The organism is Petrocella sp. FN5 (genome assembly GCF_029210395.1).
Classification (GTDB): domain Bacteria; phylum Bacillota; class Clostridia; order Lachnospirales; family Vallitaleaceae; genus Petrocella.
Genome location: NZ_JARGDP010000004.1, coordinates 38,990 through 52,135 on the forward strand (window position 1 = coordinate 38,990; position 13,146 = coordinate 52,135).

10 protein-coding genes are annotated in these 13,146 nt (G+C 37.0%); 3 read left to right on the forward strand and 7 right to left on the reverse strand.

All coding sequences use genetic code 11. From position 1 onward, the window contains the following. Window positions 1-13 precede the first annotated feature (13 nt). Together P0N36_RS02120 and P0N36_RS02125 are read right to left on the reverse strand one after the other, a co-directional pair. Complete coding sequence (locus tag P0N36_RS02120; RefSeq protein WP_275841152.1) at window positions 14-1,048, reverse strand: 2-hydroxyacid dehydrogenase; 1,035 nt, start codon at window positions 1,046-1,048, stop codon at window positions 14-16. An 873-nt stretch (window positions 1,049-1,921) separates the two neighbouring features. Continuing rightward, a complete protein-coding gene (locus P0N36_RS02125; protein ID WP_275841154.1) occupies window positions 1,922-3,592 on the reverse strand; it encodes a Na/Pi cotransporter family protein in 1,671 nt (556 codons plus the stop codon). 307 nt (window positions 3,593-3,899) lie between these two features. Here P0N36_RS02125 and P0N36_RS02130 point away from each other — a divergent pair, with 307 nt between their 5' ends. After that, on the forward strand, window positions 3,900-4,709 hold the full coding sequence (locus P0N36_RS02130) for a histidinol-phosphatase HisJ family protein (protein ID WP_275841155.1): 810 nt from the start codon (window positions 3,900-3,902) through the stop codon (window positions 4,707-4,709). 105 nt (window positions 4,710-4,814) lie between these two features. Here P0N36_RS02130 and mnmA read toward each other — a convergent pair whose 3' ends face one another. From mnmA to fusA, 5 genes are all read right to left on the reverse strand, one after another. Further along, window positions 4,815-5,891, reverse strand: coding sequence for a tRNA 2-thiouridine(34) synthase MnmA (mnmA, locus tag P0N36_RS02135; RefSeq protein ID WP_275841156.1), 1,077 nt, complete (start codon window positions 5,889-5,891; stop codon window positions 4,815-4,817). Between the two features lie 9 nt (window positions 5,892-5,900). After that, window positions 5,901-6,347, reverse strand: a complete 447-nt coding sequence (gene nifU, locus P0N36_RS02140; RefSeq protein WP_275841158.1) for a Fe-S cluster assembly scaffold protein NifU — start codon at window positions 6,345-6,347, stop codon at window positions 5,901-5,903. A gap of 12 nt (window positions 6,348-6,359) precedes the next feature. After that, window positions 6,360-7,553, reverse strand: a complete 1,194-nt coding sequence (gene nifS / locus P0N36_RS02145; protein ID WP_275841160.1) for a cysteine desulfurase NifS — start codon at window positions 7,551-7,553, stop codon at window positions 6,360-6,362. A 9-nt stretch (window positions 7,554-7,562) separates the two neighbouring features. After that, complete coding sequence (locus tag P0N36_RS02150; RefSeq protein ID WP_275841162.1) at window positions 7,563-8,003, reverse strand: RrF2 family transcriptional regulator; 441 nt, start codon at window positions 8,001-8,003, stop codon at window positions 7,563-7,565. A gap of 210 nt (window positions 8,004-8,213) precedes the next feature. Then, window positions 8,214-10,289 (reverse strand): elongation factor G, encoded by a 2,076-nt coding sequence (fusA, locus tag P0N36_RS02155; protein ID WP_275841163.1) that lies wholly within the window; start codon window positions 10,287-10,289, stop codon window positions 8,214-8,216. Between the two features lie 503 nt (window positions 10,290-10,792). Here fusA and hisC point away from each other — a divergent pair. Beyond that, window positions 10,793-11,881, forward strand: a complete 1,089-nt coding sequence (hisC, locus tag P0N36_RS02160) for a histidinol-phosphate transaminase (RefSeq protein ID WP_275841164.1) — start codon at window positions 10,793-10,795, stop codon at window positions 11,879-11,881. Between the two features lie 169 nt (window positions 11,882-12,050). Further along, window positions 12,051-13,142, forward strand: a complete 1,092-nt coding sequence (locus P0N36_RS02165; RefSeq protein WP_275841165.1) for a prephenate dehydrogenase — start codon at window positions 12,051-12,053, stop codon at window positions 13,140-13,142. Window positions 13,143-13,146 lie beyond the last annotated feature (4 nt).

Consider the following 13,146-nt stretch of genomic DNA (forward strand, 5'->3'; position numbering starts at 1 on the left):
GATATATATTCTACTACCAACATCGACCGGTTTCTTTTTTATTGCACTTAGACGGACCTTCCGGGCAGTGATAACATACTTCGTTCACTAACAACCTAGCTTCTTGGTATGCTTTTATGTTTTCTAGAGTTGTTTCTGCAATATTGCTTAATGCTTCTCTTGTCAAAAATGCTTGATGAGACGTCACAAGTACATTGCTAAACGATAAAAGCCGCGCAAGAATATCATCATCAATACTTTCAGATGAAAAGTCTTCAAAAAAGTATTCACTTTCTTCTTCATAAACATCTAATCCTGCTGACCCGATTCTTTTTGATTTTAATCCATCAATAAGATGTTCAGTCTGAATAAGTGCACCTCGAGAAGTATTAATAAGCATTACGCCTTCTTTCATTTGTTGTATTGCATGGTCATCAATCATATAATGTGTTTCTTTGGTTAGAGGGCAATGTAATGAAATAATATCCGATGCTTGATAAAGACTTGCAAGTTCGACAAACTCAACACCTTCAATCTCTGATGGATACATATCATATGCAATTACCTTCATGCCCAGTCCCTTACAAATATCTATAAATATGCGTCCTATCTTTCCTGTTCCAATAACACCAACGGTTTTACCATGAAAATCAAATCCGGTTAAGCCGTTTATATTAAAGTTATTATCTCGTGTTCGTACATATGCTCTATGGGTTTTTCTGTTCAAAGAAAACATCAGTGCAATTGCGTGTTCTGCTACTGCATAAGGTGAATATGCCGGAACTCTTACAATATGCAATCTATTGTATGCCGCTTTAAAATCGACATGGTTATAACCTGCGCATCGCAGCGCTAATAATTTTATACCCATATCCACCAAGGCATTAACAACCGATTCATTTAATGTGTCATTTACAAATGCACACGCAACATCTGTATGCGCTGCCAAAGCCACTGTATCTTCATTTAATTTTGATTCAAAATATTTAATCTTCATATCATATTGATCAATATATTGATCAAAGGATTGACGGTCGTAAGGCTTTGTATCAAAAAAAGCTATTCTCATATACACACTCCCTATCCAAATCTAGTAAATTTGTGCCTTTAGTATAATGCAATTATATATCAAGAATTCGTAAACGTCGAGTAAGGTAGCATACAAATATTGTCTTTCCTCTGGTTAGTCCTTATAGTTCACACCCCAACTAGTATATACTCATATCTTTGTAATAGAATCAGAAAAACCGTCCCTGGTTACCTATGTTACCTAGAAATAATTCCTTGAAAATACTATGAAAAGTTAGTACACGTGCAGAGTTAATTAGTACACTATGGCTTGGACGTCAAAGCTAAGTTGTTAAAAATTATAACACTTACAATAGTTTCCGTATATGGCTAATATATTCGTTTTTTTAAAGTTTCATACTTTAGTATGAGGCTTTTTTTCTTGAATTCATACTTGTTTGCGATGTGCTATTAGGCCAAAGAGGCTATACTTTTTCAATAGCAGGGAAATGAGGAAACAATTAGAATTAAGGAGATGAAGCAAGTGAAAAAAAACGATTCAAGTAATGTTAATGGTGATGATTCTAATAATAGGGAGCATCGGAAAATACACTTTCATTTTTTATCTGTAGTGCATTTGCATCAGCAGACTTTTATCCAAAGGTTGATATTGAACCGCAAAAAGCATTAACGCGAGCAGAAGCATACGCACTATTGTCTCGATTGATTAACCGAAGTCAATTCGAAGGTAGAGAGAAAGTTCTCAGTAATTATGTGATCCATTAAGAAAAAAGTCAATATAGCTCATAAGAGTTATGTTGACTTTTTTTGTTCATATTGACCATAGTGACCAGAGGTTTAGCTGTGTTAATTTCATTCGATAGAAATTGCTAATGAACTTGACAAAAGTAAGTTAAACCTCCGCTTCAAATTATTATATAATTTCATCCTTAACATAATAGGCCAAATTCAATGCATGGTCTGTAATTCTTTCAAGATTACTGATGGAGTCTAAAAAGACAACGCCAGTTGAAGAATCACAAACATTTTTACCAAGCCTTTTAATGTGCTGGCCTCTTAAGTGTTCTTCCATAACGTCCATTTCTTCTTCGTTGGATTCAACCATTTTTACCAAATCCGCATTGTCATCTCTTCTAGCCTCAATCGCCATGCGTATAGTATCTAGTGCCAATTTTGAAATTACTTTGAATTCCCCTTCTGCTTCATCTGAGAATTTCAACTCATTTTCAATATAGTACTTTGCCAAGTCGGCTATATTTTCAGCATGATCACCAACACGTTCTATATCATTAACCGAATGGAACAGGTTTGTTATTACAAGATTTTGATGTTCATTCAAAACGGTATTGCTGATTTTCACCAAATAATCTGTAATTAGTTTTTCTAGTTTGTTAATTTTCTTTTCATTACTTAGGACTTCAGCTATCTTCTTAGTATCCTTTTCAAGTAACGATTCTATTGCCAATTGTGTATTATTAACTGCCAAGTCACCCATTCGTGCCACTTCTTTGATTGCATTTTCTACGGCAAAAGTAGGGGTTTCTAATATCCTTGCATCTAGGTGCCTAAGGGCAAGCTCTTCTTCATCTTCCACCAAACGATCAACACCAGGTACAATTCGCTCAGCGATTGCTGCCAACTGTGTTGCAAAAGGAAATAGCATGGCTGTGTTGGTCACATTAAAAAATGTGTGGAAAATAGAAATCTGCGTCATGGTAATAATCGTATGTCCATGGGTTATATCAAAGAATTCAAAATAAATATATGTTCCCACCGTAAACACGACTGTTCCAAAAACATTAAACAATAAATGGACATAGGCCGCACGTTTAGCGGTCTTACTGGCCCCTATACTAGACAACATTGCTGTAAAGGTTGTTCCAATATTTTGACCAAGAACAATGTAAATAGCTGCGCTAAAAGGAATAATGCCAGTTGCAGCTAGTGTCTGAAGGATACCCACAGATGCGGAACTGCTTTGAATAATTGCCGTCACTACCGCTCCGGCAAAAACAGCTAGAATTGGATTTTTTCCAAGAACAATAAAAGCGTCTTTAAAAACTTGAGAATCTTTATAGGGTGTTATACCTGATTTCATCAACTCTAATCCAATAAAAATCAGTGAAAAACCAACCAGAATCTCACCAATCTGTTGCTTTTTTTTATCTTTAGAAAAAAACAATACACTAGCACCAAGTCCCATAATTAATGGAGCAATCTTCTCAGGCTTAAAAAACACCATCCATTCCGCACTTGAAACAATCCAAGAAGTAATGGTTGTACCGATGTTAGCACCCATAATAACACCAGTTGCCTGTACCAGATTCATTAGGCCTGCATTTACAAATCCAATCACCATAACTGTGCTGGCTGAACTACTCTGAACAATCGCCGTTACAAGTGCTCCAACAATAACACCAATGAAGCGGTTATTGGTTAATGCACCAAGTAGGTTTTTCATTTTATTTCCGGCTGTTTTTTGCAAACCATCTGCCATGATATGCATACCATACAAGAACATACCAAATCCGCCAAATAGTGCAAAAATATTAAAAAGTACGTTTTGAAATCCAACCCAGTCCATTGCAATATCCTCCTAAATCAAAACCATTGATACGTTATTATGATCAATGTCATCTTTTTGTAAAATAAATATTATATACTCGTAAATAACCAAGACTATATTACCATGTAACTTAGGCATAAAACAAGTGATTTATGAATTCCCTTCATTTTTGTTTATATACCACGAATTCTATGTTAAAATTAATTCATATTTGGTTAAGGCGTCAAAACTATTTAGTTGAGCTTTCACATCTTGAATGTTAATTAGGTAGAACTTAGTTTTGACCCTTTTAACCATATTTGATTATCTTAAAAGGAGAATCTATATGATACGTTCAGATTTACATAACCATACCTATTTTTCATTTGACAGTCAGGCCTCAATGTCGGATATGATTGAGGCTGCTAGAAAAAAAGGGTTAAGTACCATGGCCTTTACTGACCATCATGATATCGACTTTAATTATGAAGGCATATCTGGAGAGCTAGATGTTCTTAATTACATAAAAGCCATAGATGAAATAAGAACTGGGTTGACCGATGACTTTAATCTGTTGACAGGAATCGAATTTGGGATAGAAAAGCATTTACATGAACCTTTACGTCAATTGGCAAGGCGTCATGCTTTTGATTTCATCATTAGTTCCACACATTTTGCAAAAGGTAAAGATCCTTATGAGCCCACCTATTTTGATGGTTTAACTCGAAATGAAGGCTATTTCAGCATCTTTGAGGATACCCTCTTTAATGTTCAGCATTTTGATGACTTTGATACTTTAGGTCATCTCGATTATGTCATTAGGTATTGGCGCAGAGATGATCATAAAAAATATACCTATGCTGACTTTTCTGATGTATTAGATGCAATCTTGACCACTTTGATTCGTAAAGACAAGGCACTTGAGGTTAATACCAGTGGTTATGTTTACAAATTAGATCAACCTCATCCAAGTTATGAAGTTCTAAAAAGATACCATCAGCTTGGTGGAGAATTGCTTACCATCGGATCGGATGCCCATCGACCAGAGAATGTGGCGACCTCTTTTGATTTGGTTGAAAAACATCTCAAAGACATCGGATTCAAGTCCTATACTCAATTCCAAAAAAGGGTACCGAAGCAAATTGGCTTTAATTAGGTCTTCAGTTTTTTTTGTAACAATAAAAAAACACCTTCAATCTCATTGATTTCATAATCAACGATTTATTGGTGTTTTTTTGATTTATTTTCATTCATTTAGAGCTCAAATGATGGTTCCTCCACCCACAACAAGCTCTCCGTCATAGAGAACCACCGCTTGCCCTGGTGTAATCGCTCTTTGAGCATCTTCAAATCTCACTTCCATCAAGTCATCATCAACCATCTTAACATGACAACCGGCAGGTTTATGGCTGTATCTGATTTTTGCTGTGAAAAACTTTTCGCCTTCCAGTTTTTCAAATGGCATAAAGTTCAATTGGTTGGCTAGTAAGGAAAAAGCAAAGGTATCCTTATTATCGCCAATAACCACTTCCTTTGTATCCGGTCTAATTGCTGTTACAAATCCCGGTTTTCCGAGGCTTAATCCAAGCCCCTTCCTTTGACCTATCGTATAGTGAACAATGCCTTTGTGGCGTCCTAAAATATTACCCTTTTCATCTACAAAGTTACCTTCTATGGATTTTTCTCCAGTGTAGGTTTCAAGGAATTTAACATAGTCACCATCCGGTACAAAACATATGTCTTGACTGTCCGGTTTATTGGCAATTCTTAGATTGATTTTTTCTGCTATAATTCGCACTGTATCCTTATCATAATCTCCAACGGGCATCAAGGTCTTACTAAGCTGATCCTGTGTCAGGTTATATAAAGCATAAGTCTGGTCTTTTTTTATGGTTACGGATTGTTTTAAAGCGTATCTGCCATTTTCCAGCTTGACCACTTTAGCATAATGACCTGTAGCAATGAAATCAGCGCCAATATTCATACTGCGTGTCAACAAAGATTCCCACTTTACTTTTCGGTTACAAGCAATACAGGGATTTGGTGTCTTGCCTTCTTTATAAGATGTAACAAAATAATCAATAACTTCACGGTTAAACTCTTCCTTAAAATTCATAACATAATAAGGTATGTCAAGTGACTGGGCTACCCTTCTGGCATCATCTACTGCCGAGAGGCCACAACATCCACCTTCTTCTTCTTCAAGGTCTCTTTCTTCATTCTGCCATATTTGCATGGTGACACCAATGACATTATAACCTGCTTCTTTTAATAGGTAGGCTGCCACAGATGAATCCACACCTCCTGACATCCCTACTACAACTGTTTTAGTATTCATAATATTCCTCTAGAATTCTTCTTCTTCTTCTTCTTCTTCTTCTTCATGGTCTTCAAAAGGCTTAGGTTCTTCTAATCCCTCTATAACAATACCGTTTTTCTTCGCATAATCCCACAGTGCTGCTTGGAGTGCTTCTTCTGCAAGAAGTGAACAATGCACTTTAGCTCTAGGAAGACCGTCTAGTGCCTCCATAACCGCTTTATTGGTCACTTCCATAGCTTCAATAACTGTCTTTCCTTTTACTAATTCTGTTGCCATAGAGCTGGTGGCTACTGCAGCACCACATCCAAAAGTTTTAAACTTAACATCCTGTATCACATCATCTTTAATATCCAAGTAGATTCTCATAATATCGCCACATTTTGCGTTACCAACTGTGCCTACACCTGAAGGGTCTTCTATTTCACCCATGTTTCTAGGGTTTTGAAAATGATCCATTACCTTTTTAGTATACATACCATTACACCTCTATCTTTCAATTTTTACTTGTTTTTTTAAATAGTCTTCATACAAGGGTGACATTTCTCTTAGCCTAGCTACAATGACGATTAAAGACTCAATAAGATAATCCATTTCTTCTTTTGTATTCTGTTCCCCAAGACTAATCCTTAAAGAGCCATGGGCAATCTCATGAGGTAGGCCTATGCCCAATAAAACATGAGAAGGATCTAAAGATCCTGATGTGCAAGCTGACCCGCTAGATGCACATATATCTTTCATATCTAACATGATTAGCAAGGATTCACCTTCGATGAATTCAAAGCTAAAGTTAGCATTGTTTGGAAGTCTATACTCTCTATGTCCGTTAAGTCGACAATGGGGTATTCTTTCTAGTACTTGTTCGATTAAGTAATCCCTAAGTTCTGCCTGTCTTTTGCTTTCTGCTTCCATGGATCTTATTGCCAATTCGATTGCTTTTCCAAAACCTACAATAGCCGGTACATTTTCAGTACCTCCACGACGTTTTTTTTCTTGCCCGCCACCATGAATAAAAGATCTTAGTTTTATGCCTTTTCTTACATATAGGGCACCTATGCCCTTAGGACCATATAACTTGTGGCCACTTATGCTTAACAGATCAATATGCATGGCATTCACATCAATTGGTATATGTCCTACACCTTGAACGGCATCTGTATGAAAAAGAACACCTGCCGCTTTAGCAATAGCACCTAATTCTTCTATTGGTTGAATTGTACCAACCTCATTGTTGGCTAGCATAATTGTTATCAATATGGTCGAATCCTTTATAGCCTCTTTAAGGTCATTAGGATTAACCAATCCATCTTTATCCACTTCCAAATACGTCACTTCATAGCCATTTTTTTCTAGGTACTCACAGGTATGAAGGACAGCGTGGTGTTCAATCGCTGTTGTGATGATATGATTCCCTTTGGCCTTATAGCTTTCTGCAATACCTAAAATTGCCCAGTTGTCTGATTCAGTACCGCCGCTGGTGAAGAAAATCTCTCTCTCGTTGGCACCAATAGCTTTTGCCACTGATTCCCTTGCTTCTTCAATGGCTTCCTTATTTTGCCCTGAGAATTCATAAATACTTGAAGGGTTACCAAATTTTTCAGTAAAATACGGTAGCATCACCTCCACCACTTCCGGTTTGGTAGGTGTTGTTGCTGCATGATCTAAATAGATTTTCTTATTCATAACCTGCTCCTATCTGCTCGCCTGAGATTTATCTATTTCAACTTGTTCATTCACAAGGTCTTGAAGACTAATATTGTCCACAACATCGTTAATGCTGTCACTGATACGTTTCCATACAAATTTTGTTACACATAAACCTGATTCCGAACACACTTTTTCATCATTAATCAATGAACAATCTACTGGATTTAAGTCCCCTTCAAGGGCTCTTAATATATTCCCTACAGAAATCTGGTCCGGTTTTTTTGTAAGCATGTAACCACCTTGAGCACCTCTTGTACTTTTAACATAGCCTGCTTTTTTAAGAAGTGCTATGATTCTCTCCAGATAGTTTTCTGATATTTCCTGGCGTTCTGATATGCTCTTGATGGATACCTGATTTTCCTTTGAATGTATGGCAAGATCTATCATGGCTCTAAGTCCATATCTTCCTTTTGTTGAGAGTTTCACTGCATCACCTCATAATTCCTACTAAATGACTCGGATATGATTCTATGTAAGATTATCATGCCCATTGATACTTTGTCAATACTTTGACATGTATTTTATAAGTACATATCCAACTTATTTGGTCGGATATGAAAAATGTACAAAAAACAGACCATACCTTTGCTGGGTACAGCCTGTTGAAATATTTCTATGTATAGGATTATAATGATTTTACTTATCTTGAGCTCGGTCTTCGATAACCTTCATTTGTATCTCTGCCGGTGCCTCATCATATCGTTCAAAGTTCAAAGTAAACATGCCTCTACCTTGTGTCATAGATCTTAAATCCGTTGAGTAACCATACATTTCACCCATTGGGACCTCAGCCATAACTTCTTGTTTACCTTTTACAGGATTCATGCCCATGACACGTCCCCTTCTCTTATTCAAGTCACCAATAATATCACCCATATAATCATCTGGCACAACAACTCGAACACTGGCAATCGGCTCTAATATAATTGGTTTGCAGACTTTCATCGCTTCTTTGAAGGCTGCAATCGTTGCCATCTTAAAAGCCATCTCTGATGAATCAACCGGGTGATACGAGCCATCTACAAGTGTTGCTTTTACACCTACAACCTTATATCCTGCTAATGCACCACGATCTACAGATTCAATCAAGCCTTTTTCTACTGCTGGGAAATAGTTCTTAGGTACAGAACCACCGACAATCTTCTCCTCAAAAACAAATGGCTTTTCACGGTCACCTGAAGGTTCAAATTCCATGACCACATCACCATATTGGCCATGACCTCCTGATTGTTTCTTATGTCTTCCCCGTACTTGACCCTTTGCTTTTATTGTTTCCCGATAGGGAATTCTAGGTTTGACCAACTCAATCTCAACCTTGAACTTATCCAATAACTTACTCTTGATTATCTCCAAATGTTGGCCACCGACACCATACAATAACTCCTGATGATTCTCCGTATCCAGAAAGATGTTGATGGTTGGGTCTTCTTCCATTAATTTATGAATACCGGATGTCATCTTCTCTTCTTCACCTTTTTTGATTGGAAGAACCGCTCTATATGCTAATGATTCTGGGAATGTGATACCAGGTAGTTTAACCGGCTTAGCAGGATCACACAAAGTATCCCCTGTACTCACATCTGTCATTTTAGCAAAGGCGCCAATATCACCCGCATGAATCTCATCCACTTCAAACTGTTCTCTACCTCTTAATACATAGATGTGGTTTGCTTTTTCCTTCTGATCCTTATTGACATTCAACAATTGCATGTCTTTCTTTATGATTCCTGAATAAACTCTAAATAGAGATAACTTTCCTACATAAGGGTCAATAATTGTCTTGAACACAAGAGCTGTTGCCTCATGGTCGATATCACAAAAAACTTCCACTTCTTCACCGGTATCCGGATCCTCACCATAAACACTTGTGTGTTCTTCTCTAGGAGAGGGCATATATTTTACTAAAGAATCCATCAAGACTGTGACACCTGTGTTATTTGTTCCTGAACCACATAGCACAGGTATGATTGACCCATCTATTACACCATTATGTAAAGCATTTTGAATTTCCTCAAGTGTAAATGCTTCACCATCAAAGTATTTTTCCATTAAGGCTTCGTCACTTTCTGCAACAGCCTCTAAGATCATTTCTCTAACCTCATTGACTTCATCCATTAAGTCTTCTGGTATATCACAAGGCTCTACATGATCTTTTACAAATTTTCTGCCTTCCATTTTTATAATGTTAACAAACCCAACAAAATGTTCATCTTCTTTAATCGGAACTTGAAACGGTGCAATCGATTTACCAAAAATATCTTTTAATTGGTTCAGCACCTTGTTTAAATCTGCATTATCATCGTCCATATCTGTCACAAATACAATTTTGGGTATTTCCATTTCTTCTGTGTATTCAAAAGCCTTTTCCGTCCCCACTTCAACACCTGATCTGCCTGAGACTACAACAATGGCACTATCGGCAACACGTGTGGCCTGCTTTGCTTCACCGACAAAATCGAAATATCCAGGTGCATCCAATAAATTAAGTTTGCAGTCCTGCCATTCAATAGGTATACAAGAAGTACTAATTGAAAAGCCTCTCTTGATCTCTTCTTTATCAAAATCGCTAATCGTGTTGCCTTCTTCCACTTTTCCTTGTCGTTTAACAATGCCATCCACATGGGCCATAGCTTCCACCAGTGTAGTCTTACCGCTTCCTCCATGGCCTAATAATACAATGTTTCGAATCTGTTCGGACTTATAAATCTTCATCGTATGTCCCCCAATCTTAAGTTAGTATTTTGAAACCTTAGCGCTATCACTCATAATATCTGACTAGATATGACCACCTATACGCAGCGGCACAGTATATATCCTATATTACGAGAAATTGCTGATACCTCTAGTATTCTACATTATTCATCTATTTCCTTCAAAGAATTTTATTTTATTAAAGTTTTTTTATGCAAGTTAACCAAAGCCTTAACTCTATTTATCTTACAATATGCTACATTCTTCCTTTTTTGGCACTTATACTATCACCTTCATTCAATAGTCATAATTTTCCGAATATTGACTTTACAAGTTAAAGCTTTAAACCGTTGACACAATCATCCCCACATGTTAATATGACTTCACCCTTTAAAAGGCATAAATACGTCTATTTTAAAGGTTTTTTTCTTCTTAAAATATTCTTTTAATCTTCACATTAAAATATATTCGGCCCTAATTATATGTTATAATATAGTCATTATTTTGAGAGGAGCTTTATAATTATGATCAAATACCGCAAAGAAGTAGAAGGCTTAAGGCCATATATTCCAGGCAAATCTATAGATGAAGTTAAGCAGGCATACGGGCTGACCCATATCGTCAAACTAGCATCTAACGAAAACCCTCTTGGATGTTCCGAGTTGGCTAAACAAAGTATTATTGAATCTCTAAATGAACCCAGCTATTATCCGGACGGCAACTGTACAGCTCTTAGGGCAAAGCTTGCTAAGAAATACAATCTAAGCCCAAATCAATTGATCTTTGGTGCAGGTTCAGATGAAATTATTAACATGATTACAAAAACCTATGTTTCCAAAAATGATGAAGTCATCACGGGAGATATCACCTTTCCCCAGTACAAAGCCGGCACCCTTCAAATGGGCGGAAAAATTATCGAAGTGCCTTTAAAGTCTTATATATTCGACTTAGATGGCATCCTTGCACATATAACAGATCAAACACGCATCATCTTCATCGCCAATCCAAACAACCCAACAGGAACCATGGTTAACGCTGCTGCGCAACTGAATTTCTTAAACAGAGTTCCAAAAGATATTCTCGTTGTTATGGATGAAGCCTATGTTGAGTACATCAGGGACTCTGATTTCCCTCAAACGATCCCTCTTCTTCATGAATATCCAAACCTAATGGTGCTTAGGACATTTTCTAAAATGTATGGACTAGCATCTATGAGAATCGGTTATGGTATCGCAGATGCGGATATCATCGAAAAAATCAATCGTGTAAGAGGTCCGTTCAATGTCACCACAGCCGCTCAAGTGGCCGCTCAAGCGGCGCTCGATGACGAGGCTTTTGTTCAGCGTACATATGAAGTAAACGAAGCTTCAAAAGCTTATACATATAATAGATGTCATCAACTGAAACTTTCATATATAGAAACCTTTGGCAATTTTGTCATGATTGATTTTGGTCGACCTAGCCCTGAAATGTTTGAAGCGCTTCAAAGTGAAGGGTATATCGTACGTCCCGGACACAACTTAGGTATGCCCGGTTTCCAACGCGTCACCCTTGGCACACCAGAACAGATGGAAGCATTCTTCAATGTTGTAGAAGGCATTTTAAAAGGTTAATGTGTCAAAACAATATGTTGAACTTTCATAAGAATATATAGTTGCGAATGCTTCTACGAAATCTATATATTCTTGTGAACTTAGTGAAACTTTGTTTTGTAATTAACCTTAAAGAAAAGGTTAATGTGTCAAAACAATATCTTGAACTTTCATAAGAAAGGATAAAGAAATGATTAAGCAGATTGGTTTTATTGGATTCGGACTCATTGGTGGATCCTTAGCAAAAAGCATTAGAAAGTACGGCCTAGCCGAAAAATTAATTGCTTATGACCTTCATCAAGCCCCCCTATATCAAGCTATAAATGAGGGGGTTCTAGATTATGTTGCAACCTCTCTAGAAGATGGCTTTGAATTATGTGATTTAATCTTCTTATGTTGTCCTGTGAAGATTAATATTGAGATGTTCAATAAACTGGTTGGTATCGTGCATGATCAGTGTATTATAACCGATGTAGGTTCAACCAAATGTGACATCCACAATGCCCTTGACACCTTGAATACAAACATAAAGTTTGTGGGCGGACATCCTATGACAGGTTCTGAGAAAAGTGGTTATGAAGCTTCCTCCTCTCAATTATTCGAAAATATTTTCTACATACTTACCCCCTCCAAAACGTCTAGACAAGAAGATGTTGATGTCTTAAAGAATCTTGTGATTGGTATTGACAGTATACCTCTTATTATGGATGCTTCTATACATGACAAAACAACGGCTTCAATTAGTCACGTACCGCATGTACTTGCTGCACTTATTGTTAATGCCGTAAAACACCTAGACACTGATCACGGTTATATGCATACACTTGCCGCAGGTGGTTTCAAAGATATTACTCGAATTGCCTCAGCCTCTCCGGTTATGTGGCAACAAATATGTTTAAGCAATAAAGAACCCATTTTAGATGTACTTGATTATTATAAAACCATGCTAATAACAATAGAACATTATATCAAAGAAGAAGATGCACATCATCTTTTCGAACTATTCAGTGAAGCTCAAGCATATAGAAATACTTTCAACGATACCTCATCCGGTATTTTTCCAAGGCAATATAGCTTTAGTGTTGACGTAGAGGATGAGCCTGGTATTATAGCAAAAATCGCCACCCTTCTCAGTGAAGCAAAAATCAACATTAAAAACATCGGCATCATCAACAATAGAGAAATTGATAACGGTGTACTCAATATACTTTTTGAAGATCAGAGCCATATGGACTTGAGCATTACATTGCTACGCAATCTTGGTTATACCATCTACACATAAAGCT

Coding starts and splice junctions, on each gene's coding strand:
- P0N36_RS02130 (WP_275841155.1), top strand. CDS start 3,900: ATGATACGTTCAGATTTACATAACCATACCTATTTTTCATTTGACAGT.
- hisC (WP_275841164.1), top strand. CDS start 10,793: ATGATCAAATACCGCAAAGAAGTAGAAGGCTTAAGGCCATATATTCCA.
- mnmA (WP_275841156.1), bottom strand. CDS start 5,891: ATGAATACTAAAACAGTTGTAGTAGGGATGTCAGGAGGTGTGGATTCA.
- fusA (WP_275841163.1), bottom strand. CDS start 10,289: ATGAAGATTTATAAGTCCGAACAGATTCGAAACATTGTATTATTAGGC.
- P0N36_RS02125 (WP_275841154.1), bottom strand. CDS start 3,592: ATGGACTGGGTTGGATTTCAAAACGTACTTTTTAATATTTTTGCACTA.
- P0N36_RS02165 (WP_275841165.1), top strand. CDS start 12,051: ATGATTAAGCAGATTGGTTTTATTGGATTCGGACTCATTGGTGGATCC.
- P0N36_RS02120 (WP_275841152.1), bottom strand. CDS start 1,048: ATGAGAATAGCTTTTTTTGATACAAAGCCTTACGACCGTCAATCCTTT.
- nifU (WP_275841158.1), bottom strand. CDS start 6,347: ATGTATACTAAAAAGGTAATGGATCATTTTCAAAACCCTAGAAACATG.
- nifS (WP_275841160.1), bottom strand. CDS start 7,553: ATGAATAAGAAAATCTATTTAGATCATGCAGCAACAACACCTACCAAA.